At 56.3% G+C, this 26807-nt stretch carries 22 protein-coding genes and 1 pseudogene; 9 read left to right on the top strand and 14 right to left on the bottom strand.

Annotated elements, in window-relative coordinates:
• Positions 1 to 511: 511 nt before the first annotated feature.
• The 4 genes and pseudogenes from ACVWYQ_RS14840 to ACVWYQ_RS14855 form a co-directional block, all read right to left on the bottom strand.
• Complete coding sequence (locus ACVWYQ_RS14840; protein WP_456725758.1) at positions 512 to 1150, bottom strand: hypothetical protein; 639 nt, start codon at positions 1148 to 1150, stop codon at positions 512 to 514.
• Positions 1089 to 1820, bottom strand: coding sequence for an NAD(P)-binding protein (locus ACVWYQ_RS14845; protein WP_456725759.1), 732 nt, complete (start codon positions 1818 to 1820; stop codon positions 1089 to 1091). Before ACVWYQ_RS14845 ends, ACVWYQ_RS14840 begins: the two co-directional genes overlap by 62 nt.
• 1041 nt (positions 1821 to 2861) lie before the next feature.
• A pseudogene (locus ACVWYQ_RS14850) lies at positions 2862 to 3190 on the bottom strand (UDP-glucose 6-dehydrogenase); the annotation flags it as partial.
• Between the two features lie 24 nt (positions 3191 to 3214).
• Positions 3215 to 4627: a mannose-1-phosphate guanylyltransferase/mannose-6-phosphate isomerase gene (locus ACVWYQ_RS14855; RefSeq protein WP_456725760.1), complete on the bottom strand. Its 1413-nt coding sequence runs from the start codon at positions 4625 to 4627 to the stop codon at positions 3215 to 3217.
• 221 nt (positions 4628 to 4848) lie between these two features.
• Between ACVWYQ_RS14855 and gmd the strand changes: the two genes are divergently transcribed.
• Positions 4849 to 5940: a GDP-mannose 4,6-dehydratase gene (gene gmd, locus ACVWYQ_RS14860; RefSeq protein WP_456725761.1), complete on the top strand. Its 1092-nt coding sequence runs from the start codon at positions 4849 to 4851 to the stop codon at positions 5938 to 5940.
• A 97-nt stretch (positions 5941 to 6037) separates the two neighbouring features.
• Here the strand turns inward: gmd and ACVWYQ_RS14865 are convergent, their stop codons facing one another.
• The 3 genes from ACVWYQ_RS14865 to ACVWYQ_RS14875 form a co-directional block, all read right to left on the bottom strand.
• Positions 6038 to 7345: a WcaI family glycosyltransferase gene (locus ACVWYQ_RS14865; protein WP_456725762.1), complete on the bottom strand. Its 1308-nt coding sequence runs from the start codon at positions 7343 to 7345 to the stop codon at positions 6038 to 6040.
• 58 nt (positions 7346 to 7403) lie between these two features.
• Complete coding sequence (locus ACVWYQ_RS14870; RefSeq protein WP_456725763.1) at positions 7404 to 8378, bottom strand: GDP-L-fucose synthase family protein; 975 nt, start codon at positions 8376 to 8378, stop codon at positions 7404 to 7406.
• Between the two features lie 767 nt (positions 8379 to 9145).
• On the bottom strand, positions 9146 to 10099 hold the full coding sequence (locus tag ACVWYQ_RS14875; protein WP_456727144.1) for an ABC transporter substrate-binding protein: 954 nt from the start codon (positions 10097 to 10099) through the stop codon (positions 9146 to 9148).
• A gap of 407 nt (positions 10100 to 10506) precedes the next feature.
• Between ACVWYQ_RS14875 and ACVWYQ_RS14880 the strand changes: the two genes are divergently transcribed.
• The 8 genes from ACVWYQ_RS14880 (at position 10507) to ACVWYQ_RS14915 (ending at position 18093) form a co-directional block, all read left to right on the top strand.
• A complete protein-coding gene (locus ACVWYQ_RS14880; protein WP_456727145.1) occupies positions 10507 to 11892 on the top strand; it encodes an undecaprenyl-phosphate glucose phosphotransferase in 1386 nt (461 codons plus the stop codon).
• A 35-nt stretch (positions 11893 to 11927) separates the two neighbouring features.
• Positions 11928 to 13133, top strand: coding sequence for a polysaccharide pyruvyl transferase family protein (locus tag ACVWYQ_RS14885; protein WP_456725764.1), 1206 nt, complete (start codon positions 11928 to 11930; stop codon positions 13131 to 13133).
• A gap of 263 nt (positions 13134 to 13396) precedes the next feature.
• Positions 13397 to 13726 carry a hypothetical protein gene (locus ACVWYQ_RS14890; RefSeq protein ID WP_456727146.1) on the top strand — a complete coding sequence of 110 codons (330 nt, stop codon included), beginning with the start codon at positions 13397 to 13399 and terminating at the stop codon, positions 13724 to 13726.
• 10 nt (positions 13727 to 13736) lie between these two features.
• Positions 13737 to 14858: a glycosyltransferase gene (locus ACVWYQ_RS14895; RefSeq protein WP_456725765.1), complete on the top strand. Its 1122-nt coding sequence runs from the start codon at positions 13737 to 13739 to the stop codon at positions 14856 to 14858.
• Positions 14855 to 15313, top strand: coding sequence for a glycosyltransferase family 2 protein (locus ACVWYQ_RS14900; RefSeq protein ID WP_456725766.1), 459 nt, complete (start codon positions 14855 to 14857; stop codon positions 15311 to 15313). Before ACVWYQ_RS14895 ends, ACVWYQ_RS14900 begins: the two co-directional genes overlap by 4 nt.
• Before the next feature lie 10 nt (positions 15314 to 15323).
• Complete coding sequence (locus tag ACVWYQ_RS14905; RefSeq protein ID WP_456725767.1) at positions 15324 to 15794, top strand: hypothetical protein; 471 nt, start codon at positions 15324 to 15326, stop codon at positions 15792 to 15794.
• Positions 15795 to 16081: 287 nt separating this feature from the next.
• The gene (locus tag ACVWYQ_RS14910; RefSeq protein ID WP_456725768.1) at positions 16082 to 17281 is read left to right on the top strand and encodes an O-antigen ligase family protein; all 1200 of its coding nucleotides are present in this window, start codon (positions 16082 to 16084) and stop codon (positions 17279 to 17281) included.
• On the top strand, positions 17275 to 18093 hold the full coding sequence (locus ACVWYQ_RS14915; RefSeq protein WP_456725769.1) for a hypothetical protein: 819 nt from the start codon (positions 17275 to 17277) through the stop codon (positions 18091 to 18093). Before ACVWYQ_RS14910 ends, ACVWYQ_RS14915 begins: the two co-directional genes overlap by 7 nt.
• Before the next feature lie 257 nt (positions 18094 to 18350).
• Here ACVWYQ_RS14915 and ACVWYQ_RS14920 read toward each other — a convergent pair whose 3' ends face one another.
• The 7 genes from ACVWYQ_RS14920 to ACVWYQ_RS14950 form a co-directional block, all read right to left on the bottom strand.
• Positions 18351 to 19310 carry an aldo/keto reductase gene (locus tag ACVWYQ_RS14920; RefSeq protein ID WP_456725770.1) on the bottom strand — a complete coding sequence of 320 codons (960 nt, stop codon included), beginning with the start codon at positions 19308 to 19310 and terminating at the stop codon, positions 18351 to 18353.
• Between the two features lie 17 nt (positions 19311 to 19327).
• On the bottom strand, positions 19328 to 20908 hold the full coding sequence (locus tag ACVWYQ_RS14925) for a GMC oxidoreductase (protein WP_456725771.1): 1581 nt from the start codon (positions 20906 to 20908) through the stop codon (positions 19328 to 19330).
• Positions 20905 to 22182, bottom strand: a complete 1278-nt coding sequence (locus ACVWYQ_RS14930) for a lipopolysaccharide biosynthesis protein (protein ID WP_456725772.1) — start codon at positions 22180 to 22182, stop codon at positions 20905 to 20907. Before ACVWYQ_RS14930 ends, ACVWYQ_RS14925 begins: the two co-directional genes overlap by 4 nt.
• A gap of 24 nt (positions 22183 to 22206) precedes the next feature.
• Positions 22207 to 23145, bottom strand: coding sequence for a nitroreductase family protein (locus tag ACVWYQ_RS14935; protein WP_456725773.1), 939 nt, complete (start codon positions 23143 to 23145; stop codon positions 22207 to 22209).
• Positions 23146 to 23210: 65 nt separating this feature from the next.
• A complete protein-coding gene (locus ACVWYQ_RS14940) occupies positions 23211 to 23627 on the bottom strand; it encodes a hypothetical protein (RefSeq protein ID WP_456725774.1) in 417 nt (138 codons plus the stop codon).
• The gene (locus ACVWYQ_RS14945; protein ID WP_456725775.1) at positions 23624 to 24355 is read right to left on the bottom strand and encodes a hypothetical protein; all 732 of its coding nucleotides are present in this window, start codon (positions 24353 to 24355) and stop codon (positions 23624 to 23626) included. The genes ACVWYQ_RS14940 and ACVWYQ_RS14945 overlap by 4 nt, the downstream gene beginning before the upstream one ends.
• A gap of 25 nt (positions 24356 to 24380) precedes the next feature.
• The gene (locus ACVWYQ_RS14950) at positions 24381 to 26636 is read right to left on the bottom strand and encodes a polysaccharide biosynthesis tyrosine autokinase (RefSeq protein ID WP_456725776.1); all 2256 of its coding nucleotides are present in this window, start codon (positions 26634 to 26636) and stop codon (positions 24381 to 24383) included.
• Positions 26637 to 26807 lie beyond the last annotated feature (171 nt).

Here is a 26807-nt window from a genome sequence, read left to right on the forward strand (position 1 = left end):
AGCGGACATCTCTGAATAGGAGGTCTGATACGCTCTGCGAGTGCAGCAAACCATTTGAACCGAAGATTTGATCGCCGCTCGATGGGGACCCGACTTTAAGCAGTTGCCACATGCTCGAGTTTCGAGATCGATGGTACCATTGAGGGATGATGATGAGAGCAAGCTCCACGCAGGCCACAGCTTTCGAATCCGTTTGCTCGAACTGCGCGACCTTGGCGGTCACGTTTGAGTGTGCTGACGGAGCCCTCGATGACACACCAGTCTTTTGCAGGAACTGCGGTCGCTTGCGCGGCCTCATTGGCGCGGTCAGGAAGATGGCGCATGAGCCCACCGCCCGCACGCCCACCCTGCTCGACCGCCGCTGAGCGACGCCCATTCCCCGCTTCGAAGGCTACTTTGTTGCCCCAGCACACGTTCACCGCGTCTTCAACAGGCCCTGCACAAAGGGTGGCAATCTACCTGATGAAGTCTAGGGCGCGCTCGCATCTGATCTAGACCAGGTCTCACCTGGCTAATCCGAACGAAGTGCGGCTTCTGCTTTCAACGTGGAGTCGCGGGCGGTGGGTTGATAGTCAAATCGACCCTGCCGCCCAATCGATTCGATTCCCAACTGGCGCAGTGCGGCCACCGCCTTTTCGGCGCGCTCGTCGGCCTGATCGGTGTAGATGGGATAGGCATTGTCAAGCGCATGCGCGCCCTCAAGCCGAAGGTCGCCGATAAACAAACCGTTGTCGCAGGTATGAGTTCTAAAATCACAATCTGCCTTATCCCTATCGTGCGCCACATGCTCGGCATTGATTTCAACCGAGAAGAATTCTCGGCCATGGCACTTGCCGTAGAAGTCGGAGTGCATTGTGAGGCGCTTCCAGGCACCTTCTCTTGAAAAATTGTACAAGATTGATTGCGTAAAGCCCCGCTTACCGGAAAAGCTATAGAACAGCGTCAGCAACGTGACAGTTTTCAGCTCTCGCTGGGTTTGCAAGCCGCACAAATCCTGGATGCGCGCGAGCGGAACGGTGGAGACCAGGCGGCGGCCGGAAATCGCGCGCTCGTTTGCCAGCACAATTGAAAAGTCGCCATTGTTCCTTTCAACGCCAGTTATTTTGGCCCCCAGGACGAAGCGTGCGCCTCGAGCTTCGAGCCGCTCCACTGCATTCTGATAAAGAAATGCGAAGCCCTCCCGCGGTCGTACAAGTTGTCGATTGGTGGGCGCGTCGGGGGCGCGCCGCAACGCGCCGCGCAACGTGATTTCGTAACGTCGCATGCTCTTTGATCCAAAGCATTCTCTTCTCGGCAAACTTGACGTCGACCTGGTGGGCCGGAAATCCGTAGAACCGGCTCAAATAGAAGCCGAGTCCTGTGCGCTCCAATAACCGCTCTCCGATCCAGAACGTTGCAAAGTCCTTAGCGCTCCGGATCTTGCGGCGGAACGTTCGGGCAAAAGCGACCGAGCCCGCCATCCTAAGCCACTCCATCGGACCAGCTGAAAGCAGATCATCCGCAATCGATAGCGGATAGTGGCTTACTGCGCCTTGCGGGGTGAGACGCCCCCACGAGGGGTGGATCTCAATGTAGAGCGGCAACAACTCGGGAAAGTGCGCCAATAATGGGGAATCATCCTGAAAGATGTAACTGCCGACGTCGAACGTGTAGTCACCGATCTTGCAATCGATGTGATTTCCACCGCTCTGCGCGTACTCGTCGATGACAATGACATTGCGGGCGCCGTCGCGGAGCAAGATCGATGTGGCCACCAAGCCGCTGATGCCAGCGCCCAGCACCAATGCATCGTAACGCACGTCATCAACGCTGTTCGTCATGAAAAAAACCGTCAAACGATCCGCTGTATGAATACATTCAACCGCATTTCTGAAAGTGCGACCAGCAAAATTAGAAATCAAGGACTCGCCATCTCGTGCGGCTGCTCGGCGCAGGCGCAGCTTGCTGAGCCTCTGAAGACTTTGAGAGACGCCAGGCCAACTCTTGTGCAATCTGCGCCTAATGACCTGGCGCTTCGATGCGCAGCGCGCTGCGAAGGGTTGCGATGATCAGACAGATATTGTCGAGCCGGTGATGCCGTCGGCAAACGAGCCAGTCGATGCCGAGCCTTGGGCTCCGAAGCAGGCGGTGTGAGTTATTCGAACTCACAAGATCACGAGCACCGATCCCAAACCACTGAAGTTCCGAAAATCGCAAGCAGGAAAACGCGAGCCAATTTTCGGTTTCTGCGAACCGATAGCTTCGGGATGGGCATTCGAGTTCTTGAGGGAAATATCGAAGCGGCGATCTTTCGCGCTTGCGATCTACGGCAACGATCCCATCATCGATTCATAGGCCAAGTCGACTGCGCAAGCTGTCACGCTCCTCCCGCAGTTCTCGGATTCGTTGAGCGTTGTCACATTGTATTTCCTGCCACTCGATGCGATCCTCTGCAGTCCAGAGGTAAGACTCGCGATTGAAACGATCTTTCTCGTTGGCATCAAACTCCATGTATAACTTTAGGTCGCGTTCAACCTGGTCCAGTTGTTCTTGGAGAGTCGTTGGCATCAGCCGTTCCTTCGGCTCGCCTCCAGCCCGCTCCCCATCTACGACGCAATCGGCATGGCGATCAATGGGCGTTGTCCCTCACGGCCGATAAATCCATCTTATTTGAAGTTGTCCGCCTCAAAGTGCCCTCGCGTCGGCGCATTTTTACTAAAGTACGTAACTCAGATTGACTGATCTCCCTCCATCAGATTGCAGACGAGCTAACACCCGAAGGGAGCTCAAGAGCTTGGCCGCAGTCATTGAGTCTTTCGTTATCAATCACGGACGAAGTTTGGGAGCACACGAGTAGCAAGACGCTACAGAAGTCGTTATGTCGTTACCACCAGGGTGACGCCCGTGTACGACTGCGCGATCTCATTGTCTGGCGTAGAGGTAGGCAGATAGGCATACCGGCATGGCGGCGGCAGAGCGTGCGAACCGCGATGAACACTGCATCCGCCGCTGCGATCGGCTTGGTCAGATCAGTCGTGAAATTCATTGCTTGGCTTTGGCATTGTTCGCCACGAGCTCGTCGAGCCCGGGTTAGTAGATCAGGATCTCGCCGCGATCCCCTTCTCGTCGTTGTCGACGCAGATCACATGGTGACCGAAATCCGCGAAGGAGTCGCCGGACACCAGTCCTCTCCCATACCCGCGCCGATCATCGCAATGCGCGCTTCGGGTGTTGCTTAGGTTCTTTGATAGTCGTCTTCAATCCGGATGATGTCGTCTTCCCCGAGATAGGAGCCGGTCTGGACCTCGATCAGCTCCAGCTGGATCTTGCCGGGATTCTCCATCCGGTGGACGGCGCCCATCGGGATGTAGATCGACTCGTTCTCGTGCACCGTCTTCACGGTCTCGTTGACGGTGACCTGCGCCGTGCCGCGGACCACGATCCAGTGCTCGGCACGATGATGGTGCTTCTGCAGCGACAGCCGCCCGCCCGGCTTCACCACGATGCGCTTGACCTGGTGGCGCTCGCCATTGTCGACCGACTGATAGCTGCCCCAGGGCCGGTGCACCTTGAGATGCTCCTCGGTGACCTTCGGCGCGACCGATTTCAATTTCGTCACCAGGCGCTTCAGCCCGTTGGCATCCTTCTGCCGCGAGACCAGCACCGCGTCCGCGGTCGCGACCACGACGAGATCGTCGACGCCTTCGAGCGCGACCAACGCGGAGTCCGTGGTGACGTTGCAGTTGCGGGAATCCTCGAACACGGCGGTGCCGTGCGCGGCATTGCCCTGCGCGTCCTTCTCCGACAGCTCCCATACCGCATGCCAGGAGCCGACGTCGGACCAGCCGCACGACACCGGCACGACGGCGGCGCGCGAGGTCTTCTCCATCACCGCATAGTCGATCGAGATCGCCTTGGCCGCGCCGAACGCCTCGGGCTCCAGCGTGACGAAGCCGAGATCGCGGCCGGCATTGTTGACCGCATTGGTGACGGCCTCGACGCTTGCCGCATCGACCTTGCGGTATTCGTCCAGCAGCACGCTCGCCGGGAACATGAAGTTGCCGCTGTTCCAGAGATAGCCCGAATTGACGTAGTCGGAGGCCTTCACCGCATCCGGCTTCTCGACGAAGCGCGCAACCGCCTGCACCTCGCCCGCGATCACCTCGCCCGGATTGATGTAGCCATATTCGGTCGCCGGCCGCTCCGGCTTGACGCCGAAGGTGACGATGCGCCCGGCATTCGCGGCGGTGAGGCCCTCGCGGCAAGCGGCGACGAAGGCGGCATTATTCTGCACGACGTGATCGGCGGCGAGCGCGAGCACGATCGCCTCGCTGGCGCGGTTCTGCGCGAACACCGCGCCGGCGGCGATGGCAGGGCCGGAATCGCGCCGCATCGGCTCGAGGATCACGTCGGCCTCGATGCCGATCTCGGCGAGCTGCTCCAGCACCATGAAGCGGTAGGAGGCGTTGGTGATGACGATTGGCCGGTCGAACAGGGCAGCGTCGGACACGCGCAGCAGCGTGTCCTGGAACGTCGAGCGCGTGCCGAACAGCGGCAGGAACTGCTTGGGGCGCACTTCGCGCGAGGCGGGCCACAGCCGCGTGCCGGCACCGCCGCACATGATCAGGGGGATTATGCGTTTGTCCAAGATCTGAAGCTCCAGGCCAGATTCAATTCACAAATCGTACAACATTCATAAAGCCAGAATTTCACCGTTGGGAACACAAATTCGAAATAGCCTTAGCAGGACTCTGTTGCCTATTGCGCAGACCTCAACGCTGTTAATCTAAGCTTGCTTTTTTGACCCAGCCCATCTCCCTATTCTCTTCGTTTTCGAGTACGAACGGCCTACCGAACCTAGAGATTATTATGACAAAGAAACGAGCACTTATTACGGGCGTCACCGGGCAGGACGGCGCCTATTTGGCCGAACTGCTTCTGCAGAAGGGATACGAGGTTCACGGCATCAAGCGCCGGACCTCCCTCTTCAATACGGACCGCATTGATCATCTTTATCTCGACCCGCACGAGCCCGACCCGCCCTTCCGGCTTCACTACGGCGATCTGACGGATTCCTCGAGCCTGATCCGCATCGTTGGCCAAGTGCAGCCAGACGAAATCTATAATCTCGCGGCACAGAGCCACGTTGCCGTTTCGTTCGAAGAGCCCGAATACACAGCCAATTCCGACGGTCTCGGCACCCTGCGCATCCTCGAGGCCATGCGTATTACCGGCTTGGAAAGGAAGGCGCGCTTCTATCAAGCGTCAACATCCGAGCTTTACGGATTGGTCCAGGAGATCCCGCAGAAGGAGACCACGCCGTTCTATCCGCGTTCACCATACGCGGTCGCCAAGCTCTATGCCTACTGGATCACGGTCAATTACCGCGAAGCCTATGGGATGTATGCCTGCAACGGCATCCTCTTCAACCACGAATCTCCGGTCCGCGGCGAGACCTTCGTGACCAGAAAGATCACGCGTGCTTTGGCGCGCATCCACTTGGGACTGCAGGAAAGGCTTTATCTGGGTAATCTGGATGCCTTGCGCGATTGGGGACACGCGCGCGACTACGTCGAAATGCAATGGCTGATGCTGCAGCAGGACAAGCCCGAGGATTTCGTGATCGCTACTGGCGTGCAACATTCGGTCCGAGATTTTGTCAATGTCGCTGCCAACGAAGTCGGTATGACGGTCCGCTGGGATGGAAGCGGCGTCGAAGAAAAGGGATATGACGCCAAGACCGGCAAGTGTGTCGTATCGGTCGACCCCCGTTATTTCCGCCCCACTGAGGTCGCGACGCTTCTTGGTGACCCATCAAAGGCCAAGCAGAAACTTGGCTGGGAGCCCAAGACGTCGTTCGAAAGCCTGGTTCGAGAAATGATGAAGGAAGATCTCGAGTCCGCAAAGCGCGACGAGCTCATCAAGCAGCACGGGTTTAGATATTATCCGCGCCACGAGTAGTTCTCATAGATCAGCTACCAAGCAACTCAAGCAAGCAAATGAGCGCCCATTGCGGCGCTCATTCTTTTAGGACCGTATCCAACTGCTGTCGAATGCCTCAGGGCGACCGAACGGCATCCTCCACAGGAAGCCCAATATCGTTGGCAGCGCCCGTCGGGCTGGCACTCGTCTGCCCTGTCGCATTGCCCTGCCCTGTCATGGCCTCCGACCACCGGTGGACGATCGTGCGTCGATCCCAGCGATCAAGAGCTCGCCTTCTTCCTTCTTCGCCGTAGTGCTCGCGCAGGGCGGGCGCGTCGCTGAGCTGGCAAATTGCAAGCTCGAGAGCCGACGAATCTCCCGGTGGAATCACGAGGCCCGCATTCGTGACTTCCGCCGCGAGGCCGGTGCCTTCTTCGGCCATCGCAATGACCGGCCGAGCGGATGCGAAGATCGCACCGAGCTTCGAGGGCAACACGAGATCGGCGGCCTCGGCCTTCTGCGGAATCAGATGGAAATCGGCCGTGGCCATCAATTGATTGAAGCTGTCATTGGGCTGGAGCCCCAGGAAATGGATATTGCGATGCCCGGCCGCAAGCTGCTCGAGCCTCATCTTGTGAGGCCCTTCGCCTGCAAGAATGAAGTGGATATGCGGATGACTTCGCTCCAGGCCAATCGCAGCTTCGATCACGAGCTCAAGGCCCTGCTTGTTGGACATCGTGCCGGAATACAGTCCAACGATATCGCCCTCAGCCAGGTTCAGCTGTTGACGGTATTTGGTCGCTCGAGACCCCGGGCAGATCGCAGTGGTGTCGATCCAGTTTCTCACTTCCGCGGTTTTTTCGGGCCGCAGTCCCTTGATCCTCAACCGCTCCACCATCGCTTGAGAGATGGTTGAAACGTTGTCGAACGATTTGAGGATCGCCGCTTCGATTCGAAGCATCCATTTTCGCAGAGAAGGATTGCGCAGCAAACCAAGATCGAATGCCGCATCCACCTCGAAATCCTGCACGTGAAGCCATGATTTGGCGCCGACGCGACGAGCGACGAAAGAGACGAAGGCTGCCGACATCAGCGATGGCGCGACAGCGATCATGACGTCGGGCCGCCAGGACAGCGCCTCAAGAAGAACCGGGGCCGAACTCGTGAGTGCGAAAGAAGCGTGATGAACCAGCCGTCTGACGCCAGAGGGATGTCCGGGCACATAAATCGGCGTACGCGTTACTCGAACACCGTTGACATCTCTCGATCTGAAGTAAGACGATTTGAATGCAGGGGGGATCTTCCAGGCGGGGTAATAGGGCGGCGCCGTAATCACTTTGACTTCATGGCCCTCGGCTGCCAGACTTTCGCAGAGCTCGGCGTTGTATTTCGCCACACCGATCAGATCGGGAGCATAATTGATGCCGACCAAGAGAACACGCATAAAGCCCGCCCCAATTCAAACTTCAGAAAAAAAATCTCTAGCAATCTAACTAGTCTACTCAGCGCGTTGCGCCGACTTCCAGATGACGTCCGTAGCCATGAAGATAATCTGCGTAGGCGGCTGCAAGGCCGGTCTGCAAGGCAACTTTCGGCTGCCAACCAAGTGCTCGGATTCTCGAGCTATCCAGCAGCTTGCGTGGTGTCCCGTCAGGCTTGGATGTATCGAACGCGAGCTTGCCCCCGTAGCCCACCACCTCCGCGACTGTGGTGGCGAATTCGGCAATCGACAATTCGTCGCCCGTGCCGACATTGATCGGCTGGTCACTCGAATAGTTCTTCAGAAGGAAAACGCAGGCATCCGCAAAATCATCGACATTGAGGAATTCGCGGAGCGGCGTGCCGGTGCCCCACACCGAAACGCTAGGTGCATTGGCGAGCTTGGCTTCGTGGAAACGTCGGATCAATGCGGCCGGCACATGACTATGGTCCGGATGATAATTGTCGCCGCGGCCGTAGAGATTGGTCGGCATCACCGAGATGAAATCGTCGCCATATTGCCGACGATACGCCTGGCACATCTTGAGGCCGGCAATCTTGGCGATCGCATACCACTCGTTCGTCGGCTCGAGCGGTCCTGTCAACAATTCGCTTTCAGCGATCGGCTGCTTGGCGTGCTTTGGATAGATGCAGGACGAGCCGAGGAACAGCAGGCGCCGCACACCAACCGCGTGACTTGCCCGAATCACGCTCAATTCCAGCGCAAGGTTGTCGCAGAGAAAGTCGACCGGGAAATTATTGTTGGCTGCGATACCGCCGACCTTTGCCGCGGCATGAACTACGACGTCCGGGCGATTGGCCTCGAGCCACTTTAGCGTGGGCTCTTCCTTTGTCAGGTCCAGCTCACGCCGGTCGGCCGTCAGCACGGTGCAGTTCTCTGACGCAAGCCTGCGGACGACAGCTGATCCCACCATGCCGCGGTGACCCGCGACGAAGACACGTTTGCCCGTGAGATCGCAGGTTGAAACCCCTGTCATCGTTATCCTCTATCAGTATCCGGTTGGCCGGATCACCATTACTCTTGCAAGATCCGGTGATCCGATCACATTACGCAATCACGCTGCCGATGCAGCCGCGCCAACCTGCTAACACAATCTTCACCATGCGACAGCCTGTGCCGGCCTGACAAAGATATTCATGGTGAACCTGCGTTGCGCGCACAAATGATCAGCACACAATGAAACAAAAAAGAGCAAGGCAGCCGCATCAGCTGTGCGACTGCCTTGAAGGACCGTTGAAAAACGGCAGCCGCCGTTTGGTTTACTTCAACCTCAGTACGCCCGGCGCAGAACGGGCCCGACAGGCGCACAAACCCGGTCCATGTACCACCCATACGGCGTCTCGACGCGCACCAACGGGCAACGGCGCCATGGTACATACCGATATGGATACGGCTGCGCCCAGAACGTAACAGGCGTCACTTGGCTCTCGCCGGTGAGTATGGCTGCCGGCGCCGGCATCTGCATTGCGGCGTTCGCCCCGCTCGCTGCACAGCAGGTAACAGTTGCGGCCAAAAGCCCTGCCCGCATGAAGGTCTTGAACATCCAAAAAGCTCCTCGCCCTGCGGATTGATCCCCGACTCGCGCTTGTCAGACCGCGCCGACCAAAGTGATGGTCAGCCACTCCGCGACTAGCCCAAATAGTGAACCGAACTTTACCAAAGCCACCGGCGGAAATGCAACTGATGCCGGCGCGGCCCAGGGCCTTTTGGGACGATATGGCGCGCAAGTGTGGCTTCTTGGTCCTATTTTTCCTCGCTCCAGGCGCCGGGAGCAGCGAGGTCGGGTGAACGGCGGTAAACGTCCCGGACGAACTGGTAGGTGACCGCCCGGGCCAAAGGCACGTCTTCCTCGCCGAGCTTGGCGAACAGGAGGATGTCCCGAAGCGTCCGCCAGCGACTTTCGTCGTAGTCGCCGATGCGGCCGCCGGTCGGCAGCACCAGCGAGCGCTGCTGCTGCAGCTCAAATTTCAGCCGCTCGGTTGGTAGCCCGGTTGAACCGGCAAGAACGGGCACGCTCTGTGCATAGTCCCGATAGGCAAATTGCCATCCTCGAATGATGCCTTGGAGCACGTCGGCGATCAGGGACGGCCGGTCATGGATGAGATCATTGCTTGCGAAATAGACCAAGCCCGGGACGTGGATGCCGTAGTCCTGCGGTTTGATGACGTTCAGCTTCACGAAGGTCGGATTGGAGGGATCAGGCTGCTCGTCGATGGCGGCGATGATCGCATCCACCTCGCCGGCCTCCAGGGCTTCGAAGCTGCCGCGGTCTGGGAGCTTGGTGATCTGGCTTCGGGGAAGCCCGAGCTGCGCCATCATGGCGTCAAAGACGACGTCTCCTTCACTCGCCCTGCGGTAGCCAACCCGTTTTCCGACCAGATCAGCCGGCCGCCGCAAGCCCGAGCTTTCGAGCATGAAAATCGCGACGGAGGTATCGAGGAAGCTTGCTGCGAAGGCGGTCACGGGGACGCCGCGCCAGCTCGCCAGCAAGAACCTCTGGCCGCTCGTCACGCCTATGGCATGTTGGCGTGCGATGGTTTGAACGAAGTCGGGGTCTTCCGGATGGGCCAACACCTCAATTCGGGAGGAGAAATATCCCTGCCTCGACGCGGAGATTTCGCCGGCGAACCGTGCGCCATATGGCCCGTCCAGGAAGAGCTTGGCCGCGGCGGCCCTGGAAGCTATCGGGGTTGGCATGGAGGCGGTGTCGGGACGAAGCAGGAGAAGCACGCTTCCCACCAAAGCGAGGGCCGCAAGCCCGATGGCGAGAAACCACTTTCCTCTCGGCCGGGTCCGCCGCCGGGACTGGATGCGAGGCAACGAGGACTTCCTAACCGGTTGTGAAATTCAGCATATCAGTCGAGGCGAGATGGGCTACAATACAGCTTGTGAGGTAAGGTTAATTTTTCCTTCTCCTTGTTTTAACAGCGATATTGCCCGATAGCACGGCCTATTCGGGTAAATGAATTTGCGTCAATGGGTTTGGCAGGATGACAATTCTTTCGACTCGACCGGTGCCCGTTCCTGATTCTGCTGCGGAAATTCGCGTGGTCGAGCAGCCCGCCGCGACATCTGGAGGGTTTTCGCGAAGCTGGTTGCGGCCTGTGGTTGTGGAGCGCCTGCTGGCCGTGGTCGATGCGGGACTGATCTTGATCAGCGGAATCGGCTGCACGGTCGGCTATCACGTCGTGACCACGGACACGCTCGGCAAGGTGGATGTCTATGCGGCGGCGAGCATGCTGGTCGCGCTCAACTTCATCCTGCTGACGATCGTTCAGCAGGGTTATCGCCTGAAGACGGTCACTAACCTGCCCCGCACGTTGCGGATGACGCTGACGACGTGGACCGGGCTGTTCGGCGCGTTGCTGGCCATCGCCTTCACGATGAAGGTCAGCGACGAGTTCTCCCGTGGCACCACGATCTCGTTCTATCTGGTCGGCCTCGCCGCCCTGCTCGCCTGGAAGACCGTGGCGGCGCGCTGGACCGCGCATGCCTTGCGCACCGGCGCCTTCGCCAACGGACGGGCGCTTCTGATCGCCGAGTTCGGCCTTGCCACCTCGTCCAACGCGGTCGACGAGCTCGGTCGGCACGGCTACCGCCTGTTGCGGCTGATGGAGATCCCGACCAAGGAGCTGGCTTCGCCGCTGCTGCTGTCTTCGCTCGCGCCGCGCTTCGAGGAGCTGATCGCTTACGCGCGCGAGCACCGGATCGAGCACGTCTTCCTGCTGATCAACTGGAGCCGGCGGCATGCGATCGACAGCATCCTGGACGTGCTGAAGATCCTCCCCCTCCCCGTGCATCTGGTGCCGGACCCCAACACGGCGCGTTTCCTGCGATATCCGCTTGTCGGCACCGGCAATACCTTCACCGCCGAGCTGCGCCGCGCCCCGCTCACCTGGCGCGAACGCGCGCTCAAGCGCGCGCTGGACCTTGCCGGCGCCAGCCTGGCGCTGTTCGTGTTCGCGCCGGTGATGCTGGTGACCGCGCTCCTGATCAAGCTGACCTCGCCGGGGCCGGTGTTCTTCCGCCAGACCCGCCACGGCTTTGGTGGGCGCGCGTTCAAGATCTTCAAGTTTCGAACCATGCGCGTGCTTGAGGACGGCCCGACGATCAGGCAGGCGGAGAAGAACGACCCGCGCGTCACCCCGATCGGCAAATGGCTGCGCAAGACCTCGATCGACGAGCTGCCGCAGCTCCTCAACGTGCTCAAGGGCGACATGTCGCTGGTCGGCCCCCGCCCGCACGCGGCCGCCCACAACACCGAATATGAGCAGATCATCGGCAACTACGCCTTCCGCCACCACGTCAAGCCCGGCATCACCGGCTGGGCCCAGGTTAATGGTTATCGCGGGGAAACCCGCACGCTCGACCTGATGCAGAAGCGCGTGGAGTATGACCTGTGGTACATCAATAACTGGGGCTTGTGGCTGGACGTCTCAATTGCGATCCGCACATTGCTAATCGGATTTGGTCAGCGCTCAGCTTATTAGCGCAACACCTCGGCAAGACAGGGACGAGCAGGCATTTGGACCAGGTTGAGACGTACACGGAGGATCCATCCGCGCGACCAAAGTTGCGGATTGGCATCCTTACCTTTCACTTCAGCGACAATTACGGCGCGCTAATGCAAGCCTATGGGCTGAGGGAATGGCTTTTGCGATCAGGTTTCGCAGCAGAGTTCATCAACTATCATCCGACACATGTCGAGCAAGGCGGAGCATTCATCCTTGGCGCCGATCTCAGGACGTTCAAGGCAAATGCGAAAATTGCCTTCCTCAAATTATCAGCGTTACGTCGCCTTCTTTTTGGAAATAGAAGACAAGATCTTTTGTTTGAGGAGTTCAGAAGAAACATGCTGGGTGTGAAGGGCGCCCCCCTACGCACAAAGGTAGACGTCGAATTCTTCTTAAATTCAATGGAAGGACGTTTCGATCTGATCATTTGTGGAAGCGACCAAATTTGGAGTCCGTCTGCGCAGCGGGGACTAGACCCCACCTACTTCGCTTATTTCCCCTCCTTGGTTAAGTCCACGAGACGCATATCCTACGCAGCAAGCTTCGGTCGAAATCTGGCCGGAGATGCAGCAGAACCCCAGTTCCTGGAGTACCTCAGCGCTCTTGATGCGATCTCGGTTCGAGAAAAGAGCGGCGAAGACTTCGTAGTCAAGATCCTGGGCCGCAAACCCAATCGCGCTCCCGATCCTACAATACTCTTGGCCGACTTCAGTGCGCTGTATGAGAATGTTCCGGTTTCGCGCGAGAGTTATGTCTTCTGCTATGCTCTGCGCACAGGGACAAAGATCCGGAGCGTAGCCACCCTAGTCAGCAACGAGCACGGTTGCGGCATCAAATCTCCATACAATCCGCATCGTCGTTGGCGCGAGATCGGCACCACGATCTACTCGTCCCCTGTCGAGTGGCTGGCTGCCATGCGCGACGCGAAGTTCGTCGTGACCAACTCATTTCATGGCGTTGTCTTCAGCGTGCTCTTAAGAAAGCCCTTCGTTGTGGTTGCACTGCCCGGCAGCAAATCGCCTGCGAACGATCGAGCGATGAACCTGCTACAAGAGCTTGGATTAGGATCTAGGCTCGTGTCTGGCGATGATCCGGCGGCGGTAAAGAAGTTGATTAACGAGCCCATCGACTGGGAAGGATGCGCTGGTAAGCTTCTCGAGTTGAAGCGGGTCGGTGAAGACTACCTGCGGCACCAGATCTCCGCGACAGTAAAATGACGACCTGGGAGCGATACAAGTATCGCGATACAATGCCTCGTAGCCTCAAGCTACGCAGGCTAGTGTGGAACATCGTTTGGACGGTCGTGTTCCGGCCAACTCCTCGGGGTTTTCTGAACGGATGGAGAAGAACACTTCTCCGAATGTTCGGAGCCAAGATAGGTGAGGGATCGTTGATAGCTCCCTCCTGCTTTGTTTGGGCTCCATGGAATCTCGAGATGGGACATTATTCCGTTTTAGGTGACCATGTCGATTGCTACACAATGGCAAAGATATCGATCGGTTCGAAGGTGGCCGTAAGCCAGCGCAGCTTCTTGTGCGCCGGCTCACATGACGTGACGAGCCTATTGAGACCGTTGGTGACAGCTCCGATCTCGATCGGAGATCACAGTTGGATTTCTGCAGAGTGTATGGTTCTCCCCGGCGTCAATATAGCAGATGGCGTTGTGGTCGGTGCTCGTTCCCTCGTCACGAAAGACTTGCCCGCTTGGCACATTTGCGCCGGGAATCCGTGCCGTCCGTTGAAGGTTCGCAACATTGTTCAAGGCGAGGAAGCTGCAGCGCCCTCCACCGGACGACAACTTACTGCTTAGAAAATTGACCATGTCCAAGCACTATACAATCTACCTGTGGGAGCCAGAGACGTCACCACACAAGCTGCCTCTGTTCTATGAGCTCTTAGGTCACGAGCGGGTTTCTAAAGCGACATTCATCGCCCAAAAAGAATTGGGCGAGAAGCGGCAAGCGCAAGGTTGGCAGACCGAGATGCGCCGAGATGCGCCGATCATAGTGGGCCCCACACCCGAAGAGGTACGTGCGCTCGTGGCGAGCTCCCCGACCGACTCCATCCATATATTTTCTGGGCTGCGCCGGATCCCGTGCATTGTCGAAGGCCTGAAAGCGGTTATTGCGCACAAGCGGAGGTTTGGATTTCTGCACGAGCCGCGTGTTTTTGAGGGGTTAGGAGGTATCGCGCGCCTGGCCCAATCCTGGGCCACCGAAAGCAGCTTTCGGAGAAATGCAGCATTCGTGCTTGCAATTGGAGCGCATGGCCCAGACTGGTTTCAAATGTCTGGTTATCCAGCCAAGCGGATTTTCCCTTTTGCCTACTTCCTGCCGCCACCGGCCATTGCGGGAAGCAGCTTTGAAATCGATAGATCCGCCGGCCCCGTAGTTTCCTTCCTGGGCCGTCTCGAGAAACTCAAGGGCATACACCTGTTCGTTGAAGCGATAAAGAACCTGACCCACGGCGCCAGTATCTATGTTGCTGGACACGGAAGCTGCTCCGAGCTGGTCCTCAGCGCCGAGAAATCCCTCGACAATGTTCGATATCTCGGCCCGATCAAAATGAACGAAGTGCCCTACTTTCTATCGATGACGGACATACTGGTTTTGCCCTCCATCACGATGGATGATGGCTGGGGAGCGGTTGTCAGCGAGGCACTTATGGCTGGAGCGGCGGTGGTCACCTCATCAAAGGTGGGCGCCTCAATGTGCCTGGCTGAGGAGACGAGAGGAGCAGTGGTACATAAACTCGACGGCAAGCAATTCGCCAGGACCATAGATGGCATGATAAGCAAGGGGCTTCACGGGTCAGAGTTCAGGAAGGCACGTCACGAATGGGCAATGGGCCATCTCACTCAGAAGAGTGGCGCCGGCTACCTTCTCCAAATCTTCGATCATCTCTTCGACGGCACGCCCCGACCCGCGTCGTTTGTGCAATGAAGCAAGCTCCTGTAACGACCCTCGGCTCGATCGACGTCGTGATCCTCACATACAATGAGGAAGTTCATATTGCACGAGCCATCCAGAATCTCTCGAAGTTAACACGCAACATCTTCGTCATTGATAGCTACTCTTCAGACCGGACGGTCGAGATCGCGCGCTCTCTTGGAGCCACGGTCCTGCAAAACAAGTTTGTCAACCAAGCCAAACAGTTCAACTGGGCTCTAGATAATGCCCCACTGTCTTCTGAGTGGGTCATGCGGCTGGATGCAGATGAAGTTCTCGAACCAGATTTGATCCAGGAAATTCAGTCCAAGCTTCCCCAGCTGGGTCCCGAGATCACAGGCATCAATCTGAAGCGCAAGCATATCTTCATGGCGGCGCTGGATCAAACACGGCGATCGGTATCCGCTCGTGATGCTGAGAATTTGGCGGCGCGGATGTGCTCGAGTTGAAGATCGTTGGATGGACGAGCACGTTGCGGTGCTGCACGGCAAGACGGTGACCCTGGCGGGCAACTTCGCCGATTGGAATCTGCACGACTTAAGTCACTTTATCCAGAAGCACAATGCTTACGCCGCACGGGAAGCGGTCGAGTTGCTGAATACGAAACTGCACTTCCTAGACGAGAACTCGTTTCTAACTACCGAAAACAGTTCCTTCCAAGCCGCGCTCAAGCGGCGCCTGAAAGAACAAGTATACAATAGAATTCCTTTTCCGGTGAGCTCGACAGCCTATTTCCTTTATCGGTACATATTCAGATGCGGCTTCTTGGATGGTAAAGAAGGCTTGGTGTATCACTTTCTGCAAGGCTACTGGTACCGTTTTCTCGTTGGAGCAAAGCAACTAGAGCTGAGCAGAAGGATCTCCGGCGCCTCAAGTAAGCAAGAGATAAGAAAGGCGCTGGGCGAGTTGACAGGTTTGCGGCTTGAATAGCGAGTTCCTGTCGTGACTAGTAAAGGGCACCGAACTGGACGGATGCGAATAGCGAGCAAGATCTACTGGTCGCAAAGGCCAAGCCAACGACTCGCCCGATACGGACGATCAGCGCGCTTGGCACCATCCGGTCAGATTACGCAGCGTCGACAGATTTACCGATGAAAGAGGCGAGAAATCAAATGCGACCACTGCCATCGCGGCGCGCGGTGTTTTCCGGTACGCATGCTCGTGCGAGCCGTTTTGGCCTACGGCATGTATTGCTCTGCGCGTCATTTGTCTCGCTCATGTATTCGAATGATGAGAAGTACGCCGCGGCGGCTCAAATGCTCGGTGTTGGGCTAATGGTCGCCTCGGCTCTGTGCTTCATGGTAGGGAATCATAGGATCAAAGTCGCACTTTCGCTGTTCGACGGGATCATGCTGTTCTCAATCCTGTTATCGTACGGCACTGCAGCAGCGACGCAAGAAACGTACGTTTTCGCATACACGACCGTCTTTCTAATCACCTATTTGGCTATTCTCATCATTACGAACAGTATGCAGGATGATGAGATGATGCATTGTCTTCTTGCATCCATTCTAATCATTCTTGCCCTAGTCTTGATCGTTTTCGGTTCAAAGCTGTTGGTCGCTCTCGCTCCTGGAGCGCTAAGGAGGTGGGAGCTCCGCGAAGCTCCCTTCGGCATGCACCCGAACCTTGCGGGGTTCGTTTATGGCGGCTTCATCATCATCATAGCGAACACCTCGCTTGGATCGGGGAAATGGAGGATACTAATCAAGACAGTCGCAATCGCGTTGTGCTTGGCGGTCATGTTGGCTGCTTCCGCCCGGGGAGGCCTCTTGGCAGTCTCGCTTACGCTGAGCATTTACGTCTTCGGTCAGGTACTTCAGGCTCGCAGTTCGACCCTATATCTTGGCATCGCAGGTATAGCGCTCTTTGCAATCCTCATTCTCTTTTGGGATCATATCGCTGCTTATGCGGCAGAAATGCTTGACCTCAACTCGAAAGAACGAGGCGTCGAATCCGGAGGTACCGGGCGGGTCGATATTTGGCGCCGCGGAATCGAATTTATCGGGAGCCGAAGCTGGGAGATATTTCTGGGGAGTGGCTTGAGGTCGGCCACTATGGACAATGTTGGCTTCCCCACAGAAAGCTCATACATCAATATAACGATAGAGTCCGGGCTGTTCTTCACGTTCGCTCTGCTCTGCTGTTTCCTCTATATGCTGAAGCGTGCTTATGCTTTGCAGCTTAACAGGGGCGGCTTCTTCAGGCTCGCCTTCTACGCGCTGATTTTTGCCCTCTTCCAATCGGTCTTCAACCGATATCTAATCGCCATCGGAAATCCATTCTCCCTTTGTATCCTGCTTTTTTCATCGAGGCTGTCCTCGCGCCTGGCGGCCCGATCCTCTTTTCCGCAACAAAGGAGTTACGCTTCAACGACGCCCTCTCAGCCTAGACTACAACTGAGGAAGCAATGGTAAAATCTCTAGCCATTCTCACTGCTATTTCTTTGTCCATTAATGCGGCAACCGCCTGCGAGCCCAAGCCTGCTCCGAAGGGCGCGACTGAAATGGGATTCAATCGAGTTGCTTTTGACGTTTGTCCAAAAAAATCAGATATTTCTATGAACGGCAAAGGTAACGCTTCCATCCTATACAACGGCGTATGGTGGACACAAAAGACGAGAGATTCCTCCCTGTATTCTGATCGCCCTGACGGGTCATTGTCGATTGCTTTGGGCGGCGCAGTAGCAACCGTGCCTACAAATATGGTGCCGGGTCTTCTCCCTCTGCTCAACGGAGATCAAGGCTTCTTTGTTGAGTTCGAGACCTACCTTTCTGATGATGACCCGGATCACTGGCCCGCGGTCTGGTTGATGCCCATCGAGCACAACGCGCAGCAACAAGACTCATATCCGCCGGATGATAAAGGCTATGAACGCTGGCTCGAGATCGATGTTGACGAAGGAGGATTCACCCCCGGACCGATGGCAACATCTATCGCTTGGGAAGGGAAGTGGCCTAACTATAAGAGAACACGCAGCAATCCGAATCTGAAGAACGCAAAGATCGACCGAACGCAAAGGCATCGATTTGGGGCAGGGTTCGACCCACGCTCTTTGACGATAACATTCTGGCATAACGATACGGTTCAGTACGTTGCCTCTGGTGAATCTGTGCCTGAGATAGCCAGGAAGCAACACTTTTACCTCATAATGAATGCGGCGAGCCGACGAAATGAGCGACCATATTCGATGAACGTCGTACGTTTTAGGGCGTTCGTGCCAAGGTAAGCACGAGCAAGGTATCGCAGCTCGTGACGGATGCGCTATTCATAACGGTACGACAAGCCGGATCCTCTGTTGCACGTCGACTCGCGCAGCGAGTACGACTTCCAGGTATGGCCCTAGGCATCGACCATCGTTTATCTCAGCTCAGTTCAATCCGAGCGCAGGGCGTAGAGTTAGCTTTAATCCGACGCCCATCAAACCAGCAGCAGCTCATTCCGAGAACTCTTTGAGGCGCTGGGTGAGTTATCCGAGCTGTGCCATCACTGGAAACACGACCTGTTGCTCGAAGCTTTCGTTGTCGTGTCCTGCGACCTAAAGAGTTGAACTAGTTTACGTCCGAGTCGATCGGAATCGTACTCCTGAACAAATCGGATGTAGCTTTCGACGCGGGCTGAGCGTCGAGAGCTAAATAGGGTCATGCCGCTCGCATTCGCGGCAAGCGAGGTCGAAAGCAAAATCTTCGCGACGTCTTCCACCGAATTACAACGCATCCCACTCACCTCCTGCACAGACATGCAGAGTGCAGGGTCCTCGCGAAGCCTTGTCGCTATGGCGTCTATAGAACGACCGATTGCCCCATGAAAGATCTGGTACTTGTGAGCGAACGCGTCCTCGTCTGGCACAAATATGGACCACGGACGCTGATACACTTCAAACTGATGACCGCTTTCCTGAATTTCCCTGATCTCGGGGACCCCAGTCCCCAGCCCTAACCTGCGTACTTTGCCCTGGGCAACAACTTCATCAAGGCCCTTTTTCATTTCGTCCGACAGATCAGAAGCTCGAACTTCATGAAGAAGCAGGAGATCGATGTAGTCCGTCCGCAGGTTTCTCAGTGACTTTTCAATCGACTTTTGCATGGAGGGCCATGAAAAGTCTGTCGCCGGCCCTGAGCGATAGATTTGGCTCACCGCCTTCTTGGAAACGGCGGGAAACCATCGACGCAGCGGATGTGCAAGGTATCTGACGATCTGCTTCCTACGCGTCAGCGTTGGATGAGGGATACCAACTTTTGTGGCAATTACGATGCGATGCCTGTCCTCTCGGAAGGCCTGGCCAACGACCTGTTCCGACGTACCGTGACCATACAGAGGCGCGGTATCAAAATAGCGGAGCCCAAGATCATAGGCTGACCGGAGAAGTCTAATATTTGAACGAGTCTCGAATCCACCTGTGACGTGAGAGCATCCGAACCCAAGCCCGTGACCGAAGAGGTTCATTGCATTCTCAGAAGGAATCATTGCGAAATCACTCTCTCTCTAATGACCTCTGCAGTCCGCAAAGCAATGGCCATCGCGGTAAACGTGGGATTTGCAAAGCCCGAAACGGGGAAGGTTGCCGCTCCCATCACGTAGAGATTTTGACTTCCGAAAACGCGAGCTGTCGGGTCGACGACGCCATCTTTCTCCGAAGAGGCCATGCGGACGCCGCCCATGTGATGATAAGTATCAACGAACGAGTCGAGCAGATCTGGGCTTCTCCCCGAAATCTCCTTCGAGGGATCGACTTTTGCAATTCCACGCGACTCAAAATAGTCCTTCACAACCCCGACCGCTTTCTGGATCGTTCTTATTTCTGTCTCGGATGAAACCCGCCAGCATAGTTCCGGAAGGTACATTCCGTGCTGGTCTCTCTCGCGCGTCAAATTGAGCGTGCTTGAGAAGACGGGGGTCTGCTCCAGCATAATGCGCAACTGAATGTCCCCACCTGCGGGAGACAGTATTCTTTGATGCTTGATATAATGCCAGCTCATCGGAACGCCTACGCGAGCCGCCGACCAAAGCTCAGGAATAATCCGCTTGGGGTTAGAGAACCTGCCCTTCAGCAACCCAGACACGAAGATCTTGGCGTTCTGAACGTGCTCCTCCATCTGCGAGTCAAACTTGATGTGGAACGCCGCCCCAAGCAGCCGTTCCTTCCGCTGCAGCTCCTCTGCCAGTTTAAGACGGGGCTGCAATTTCATGCCCTTCAAAAAGACATTGTCGAAAAGCTGGTGGAACAGCTTTCTGTCGACTGGCGTGATCTTAGCCACCGTACCTTCGAGATGGTCCATGAATCCTCGGCCCAGCCAGGGATTCTGAGACCACGGCGCTTCTTCCTCGCTAACAGTTGGATGTTGAAGAAGCCGTACCATCTCAATGGTTCCGTTTGCGAGAACCACAAACCTTGACGACACTTGGGTCGGCCCGCGCGGACCGGAAACTATCACCGAAGCAACACTTCGCCGGCTGCCGTCGAACTTCAGCATCGTCACCGGCGCTCCTGTAACCACAGTGACGTTCGGGTCTGACTTCAACAAATGCGAGAAGCGAAACCTAAAATTCTTCTCTGTTAGCCAGCGGCTGAAGAAGTAGGTGAGGTTGGCATCCAGATGTACGTCTGGGGTTCTGGACAGCTGAAGCAGCTTCTGATCGTCGGTCAACTCAGGTGGCACATCCAGAAGGCTCTCGCAGATCTTATAGAACTGCTCAATTTGATCGTACCCTATGGGCCAAGCGTCGCCTGAGACCCAATCCCGACGAGAAAAAACGAGGGGATCGAAACGAACGAGCTGACCGCCCCAGAAATTGGTCGTTCCGCCGAGCGCCCGGAAGCGGCCCTGGTATATCCCCAGATGTCTTCGACCGCTGGAGCGAGCCGACTCAAAGACGTGCTGTGAGTTCGGGTCCACCTGGAGAGGTCCGGCTTCAAGTACGAGAACTTTGACCTTTCGGCTCGCAAGATACACTGCCGCGATCAGACCAACTGCTCCTCCTCCCACGATCGTTACATCGGGCGTCAGCGAGGAAACATCGATATCTTCTGATGAAATGATCACGGACGTGCCATCTTGAAATGATCGTTCAATATCCAGAACGCAATGAACGTGGCGAATTCTAACGCCAGGAGATTAGTAGCTACCCCTGTCATTCCAAAAAGCTTTACCGAGGGAATTCCAAGAGACGTGAAGGCAAGCGTCAAACCGACCAGGGCCCAACCGAATTTGACGTGCTTGTTGATCGAGACAAGCAAATTGGTTCTGAAGAACCAAAGCCCATGAAAGAGTGCACCAGCCGCAATAATCCAAACAAAGCTTGCGTCAGGAACGATATGTCCATGAGTCCACAGCCCTACCAATTGGACTCCAAACAAACCGAAAGCCGCGCATCCCGGAAAGAGAAGAACAAGCATTAGCACCCGATCAACCCGCTGGATGATATCGAGTGATCTAGCGTTGTTAGTGGCGACGCTGGCCGAGTAGATAGGCATCGCAGCGCGACTGAATATCCCGACGAGTTGTATTATCACGCGGCTTGCCGTGCGAACCGTGGACAAGACCGCCGCCGCAGTCGGCCCGAGCGAGCTGCCTACGATCCAGATCATGCCCTGGAAATTCAATGCGAGCGCGACAGGCATCGCCATGGCTGCAAGCGCGGGAGACAGCAATTCCCTTACCGTTTCCCAACTGCACAGTTCGAGACCCCAACGCAACCAATTCATCCATCCCCGTATCATTCCGATAAGCGCGACTATGTTGATCAACCTCATCAACACGTAGACCAAACTACAGAAGACGAAGGACCTACCGGTGTACGCACATATGAGAAGACCAACACCTTCAAGCGCTTGAAGAGCGTCATACACGAGGGTCGATTCGGCATAGCGACGACCAGCTCGAAGACACGCTAGGAAGAGCTTCGATAAGATTAACAAGGCCGAATAACACACGAACAGAAACGCGGCTCTCAGCGATTCTTCGCCAAAACTTGCCTTTCCGATGGTCAGATGACCTACGAGCAACAATAGAGACCCACTCGCAGCCAGGGCAAAACAGATCGCTCCCGTCAATGCAAATATCGATTGAAAGATTCGGGAAGCCTCGTCCCGGTTTCCCTTCGCCACCTCCATTGTCATTCGCGATGCTGCTGCATCGGCGAACCCAAGATCCGCGACCGAGAGGAGAAGGGGCAAAGAGGTGATAAAGAGCCATTCACCATACCGATCAGCCCCCCACCACGCGATCAGTGAGGGTGGGATAACCAGCTGGACAAGAATTCTCCAGAATATACTGCCCGCGCTAGCAACGTTGTTTGCTAGCAGTTCTCGTTTCATAATCCCTGCCCGCGGTTAAGTTCGTTAATGTTCGACGACCAATACCTCCGAAAGAGGGCGCCTGGGCGAGGCCGCCGCCCGAATTTGTTCGTCGCTGACTGGCTTTCCGAAGGCAATCATCATTATCAGACGTTCTCCCGCGGGTATTCCGCCGACCGATCGAATTTCGTGTTCAACACGATGCCTCACTGCCAGATTGAGCGGGCACGCGACAAATCCTCGCTCCTGGCACGCCAATAGAAACGCCAAGGAAAAAAGCCCGCCGTCGACGTAGGGCTGATTCCTTTGCTGCGCGCCACCCCACGCCGAAAGCTCGGAAGATACGATCGCAAGATTGCTCACCAAGTGACCGAATCCGGCGGCACCTCCCTGCAATGCGAGCAGCCGTTCAATCTTTGGACGGCTCTGGAAGACATACACCTTGGTCGCCTGTCGATTACACTGTGAAGGCGCCCGCTGTGCCAACGAAACGATTTGCTCAATTTCGGCTCGGGGCACCTGATATTGATCAAACATGCGGCAGCTGAATCTCGTCTCCAGCACAGATTGCCCGCTCGGATGCTCCGGAGATATGGTTCGCGTGCCGGAATTCGCAATCAGCTCTTTCTGATGCGTTGTGTCCCGTAAGACGGCTTCTATGTCGACTAGGATTGGATCGGAAACTCCTTGTTCAGCGTGAAGCTGCTTATAGCCCGACAGAGCACCCGCGGCCATTTGCACGGAAAACTTCGAATTGACGCGGGTAGCACGCCTGAGCTCGCCAACGATGTAAGATATTTTTGCTCTACCAAATAGCTTCCTTGGTTTTGGCAGGGACAGCCCCTTTTCAATTGCATGACTTTCTATGACCAGCTTGTACGAACCACTCGCCCCAACGTCCCGGAACGGTGAGACACCACAGTAGCGCGCATAGAGAAGCGCATCCTTCATAAACTCACTGAGAAACAGCGAGATCTTGCTCAACGAGCTCAGCATCAAAGCGGCCTTACTAGAAGAAAAAGCAAATGCATGTGATCGGAAAGTGGTGCTTACTTTCTCGGTGTTACCGAGTATCTGAAGTACTGCCCACCAACCATCGTCCCCAAAATGGTATCGACCCGTTTATAGCTACCCACATCGACATCGTTGCACTGTTCGGATCGATAGTAGCAGATGCGAGCCTTAATCGTTTTGGGGCAGTCGTTACGAACGCTAACAATGTGATCGAGCACAGCTCGGTTTGTGACGTGAGAACGAGCGATCGCTTCGGTGTTCAGGCAGGGCTTACCAAATGCATCGCGCGGCACCGCAGAATCGCTCGCTTCTGCGGGCCCTTGGACGGTAAACCCTCGCAGCGATTGCCCAATCGCGGAGCTGTGCCCACTGTCAAAGCCGACAGCTGCAAAGGCAAGGCACAAGCCTGAAACCACACGAACACCTTTCTTGGAAAAGTACCAATTCATCATCGTCCGAACCGCTCTTCGATAACAATCCCTGGCACGTTCACCTTCACCCCATCGCGGGCAAGTCTCTTGGCAAATTGCTCGCGCGAGATGACGTCCGCCCGCTCGAGGCTCACGAGCAATCGATCTCTCTGCTCCCAACCAACGCTGGTGAAGTTGATTACAGCCTGTTCAACGAGGCCCGAGTCTACCATAGCAGCGAACTCAATCTCCGCCTTCTGCTGTGTCGCTTCACTCAACATCGGAAATGCAGCGAGCGCGAAGCGATTGCGTCGAAGCGCGATCCAACCTTCTAAGGGACCATTAACGTAGGATTGGTCGAGGTAATCGATGTTTCGAACATCAAAGCCGTTTAAGGTACTGGAGAGGGAATACAGCATGAGCCAGAGGAAGCTGTCCGCCGGGTTCAATGTCAGCGAATGTCGCACCTTCTTTTCGGACACGATTATTCCCAAGTCGGCCTTGTCCGAGCCGCTGCGTACCATCGCTTCTTCGGTCCCACGAACGCGCAGGAGTGCCTCGGCCCGAACGACAACGTGAGATACGAGAGGCAACTTAGGCGAGCGATCGATGCTTGCAAGCAAGCCATCGATCATTCCTGGCTTGAAGCGATCACCGGCCAAAATGCGCGAGGCGATCTCGCGCGCTGGAGTCGACGCGCGGAATACTGGCAGCACGGTAGAAGCCCAAAATACGGCGGCAACGCCGGTCAACCCGAATGCTACGCGCATTGCCGCTAGGCTCATTGCGGGGCTGCTACTCCAAATAGCCATAGCGGGCATAGTATTTCTGATAGTAATAACGACCATGGTAGGATTCGTAACGGGCGAGAAGCCTCGTGTCCGCCTTATTCAAAACCACACCAAGCAGCTTGTCCTGGATCTCCGGCGCGGAGCGAAGATTGTGCCGTACGACATCAATATTCGTTTTTCCCCACTCGACGACAAATACATAGGAGTCGACGAAAGGCGAGGTTACGCGCACGTCGACCACCGGAGCCATCGGCGGCATGTCTATCACGACGTAATCGTACTTAGAGCGAAGCAGGTCCACGACCGATTGCATAGCCTTAGAGGCCAGAATTTCATTCGTGTGCAGCAGCTTATTTGTGGCGCCGGCCGACAGAATGGCAAGCCCGGTAATCGGATCGACGACCAACACGTCTTCCAGCGACGCTTTCTGTGCAATGACCTCTATCAAGCCGACAGCTGCGTCGGGCACGAGGGCGCGCGACAGCGAGGGATTGCGCAGGTCCGCATCCACGAGCACTACGCGGGCGCCGCCGTGCGCCATCAGCTGTGCAAGGTTGGTAGAAAGCGTGCTCTTGCCCTCATTGGGTAGTGCAGAAGTAATCGCCAGAACACGATTTTCTCGAACCGTGGAGTTGAGGTCCACCGCCACCTTCAAAGATCGGACAGCTTCCGAGAAACGGGATAATGGATTTTCGATCACGTATCGAAGCAAGTCTGGCGATCTCTCGTCCTTCTTCTTACCGAACTTGCCGCCGAGCGGCCCCGACGGAGTTGCAGCGCCTAGGGCGGGCAAGATCGCAACGCAGTTCGCACCCAAAGTATCCTCCACCTGCCCTGTGGTGCGGAATACCCGATCCGTCAGCTCGCGCGCCATTGCCGCACCAAAGCTCAGCATTAACCCGCCGAGCAGCCCTGCGGCCAAGATGATGAGCGTCTTGGGATAAGTCTTCACCAGCGGTTTGGACGCCGGACTGATCACCCGCGCCTCGGTGATTGGAAAGGATTGCTGCTGCACCGATTCCATGTAGCGCTGAAGGAAATTGTCGTACATAGCTTGGTAAGATTGAGCGCTGCTCTCCAGCTCGCGGAGCTGCACCTGCGCATGGTTCGTGAGCTGAGATTCAGAGACGGCGTTGTTCAAGCTGGCCTTAATGCTGTCCCCGCGCGTGATGGCAATATCGTAGTCACTCTTGTAGGACTCTTGGATGCGCTTTAACTCGTCAACGATATTCCTCTTAATCTCCGCCATTTGCTTGCGCAGGTTTACCGCAGCAAGATGATCGGGACCGTACTTCGCCGACCAAATGGCTTCCTTTGAGGCCATGTCGACATACTGGCCCCGCAGTTTCACGATCGTTTCGTTCTTCAGCGCGTCGGCGACATTGGCATCTGGGATTTCCTGCTTGAGAATGTCATTTATACGATCAAGCCGCGCTTTGGCCTCCGCGGTGGACGCATGCGCTAGGATAAGCTGACTGTTCACCTCGGCGAGCTGTTGCTCGTTCATCAACCGGCCGCCGGTGTCGATGATGTTATTCTGCGTCTTGAAATCCACCACGGCCCGTTGCGCGGCTGAGGCCTGCGTGCGCAGTTCCTTGATACGATCCTGAAGCCAGACGCTCGCTCGACGCGTGGCCTGATACTTCGCCTCAAGCTGATCGACGATGTAGGCATCAGCGATTGCGTTGGCGACTCTGGCCGCCTTCCCTGGATCCTTAGAGGTGAACCCAATCTCCATTACGTAGGTCTGGCCGAGGCGTTTTACCGTACGGTTCTTCTCAAAACGTTGTAGCGCCTTCCGCGTCAGTTCGTACTCAGAGAGCGAGCGGCTCTCGGAAAAAACACCGATGACAGCGCCCGCGATTGCGCCGAGAAGGCCGCCGCCGGAGCCGGTGAACTCAGGGTCTTCAATCAGATGCAAGTCGCGGATCACAGCGAGGCTGATATTTTCTGACTTCAGAATCTCGACCTGCGTCTCGACCGTCGCCGAATCGATCGCGATATCGCCCAGCGCAGACTGCTGCTGGAAAAGCTGCAACTTGCGAGTGTCGATCACCATAGAGGCGGTCGACGTGAACTCCGGCGCAGCCGTGAAGAGATAAAGCAGCGCAAGAATCACGCAGCTCGACAAGATGGCGAGCATTGCCGGAAACTGACGACGAATGATCTCAATGTATGAGGCGAGTGACTGCGAGGAGTTGCTTTCAAAATCGACAATCTCCCGATTGATTTCCGAGGCCCTCTTGTTCACCTGCAACATCTATCGATTCCTGAAATCAATCCGCGATCTGCATCTTTAGGAATAGAGGCTTGATTGGAGGCTTGGCCATTGCCTCCCGGCCTCGGAAGCAAGCCCCCTGCTCCGTCGCTGTACGTAAAGTAGCACAGGGTCATCTGAACTTGAACGCCGTTGATGCAGCGCAACGCGGCT

The organism is Bradyrhizobium sp. USDA 3397 (assembly GCF_054060965.1).